The sequence below is a fragment of the Kitasatospora sp. MY 5-36 genome (assembly GCF_001182915.1).
GTDB lineage: Bacteria > Actinomycetota > Actinomycetes > Streptomycetales > Streptomycetaceae > Kitasatospora.
This window is the reverse complement of record NZ_LFVW01001060.1, coordinates 1-797: the sequence shown is the minus strand read 5'-3', so window position 1 is coordinate 797 and position 797 is coordinate 1. Positions and strand designations below refer to the sequence as shown.

Below are 797 nucleotides of genomic sequence, written 5' to 3'. Positions count from 1 at the left end.
CCGCCGGCTCCTACGCCTTCACCGCCAAGCTGGACATCGGCAACGGCCAGCGCGCCTGCACCGGCGCCCTGGTCGACCCGTACTGGATCGTCACCGCCGCCGCCTGCTTCGCCGACAACCCTGCCCAACCGACAACCGTCCCCGCCGGCCCGCCCGCGCTCAAAGCCACCGCCACCGTCGGCCGCACCGACCTCACCACCACCACTGGCCAGGTCCGCGAGATCGCCGAGCTCGTCCCCCGCACCGACCGCGACCTCGTCCTGGCCCGGCTCGCCACCCCCGTCACCGACATCACCCCGCTCGCCGTGGCCACTACCGCACCCGCCGCCGGTGAGGACCTGCTGGTGACGGGCTATGGCCGCACCAAGGCCGAGTGGGTGCCCGACCGGCTCCACAGCGCCGCCTTCACCGTCGGCGCCGTCGACCCGACCGGCCTCGCCATCGCCGCCAAATCCCCCGCCGACGCCGCCGTCTGCAAGGGCGACACCGGCGGCCCCGCCCTGCGCAAGGTCGGCGACCACTACGAACTCGCCGCCCTCAACAGCCGCTCCTGGCAGAACGGTTGCCTCGGTGCCGCCCCGACCACGCACACCGGCGCGTACGAGACCCGGGTCGACGACCTCGGGGGCTGGATCCAGCAGGCCGTGTCCGCCTGGTCCGCCGTGGTCGCCGCCCGTTCCGGGGGCCGCAGCACGGTCTACAACCCGGACACCAGGACCGCCGAGACCTTCGCCCTGCGCAGCGACGGCGCCGTGATCCACGCCTACAACACCAACGGCGAGGGCTGGTCCGGCTGG

The 797-nt window shown here is 74.2% G+C and carries 1 protein-coding gene; it reads left to right on the top strand.

All coding sequences use genetic code 11. From position 1 onward, the window contains the following. Window positions 1–797 (top strand): trypsin-like serine protease (locus AE652_RS40065; protein WP_049660634.1); only part of this gene is annotated, 797 nt, incomplete at both ends.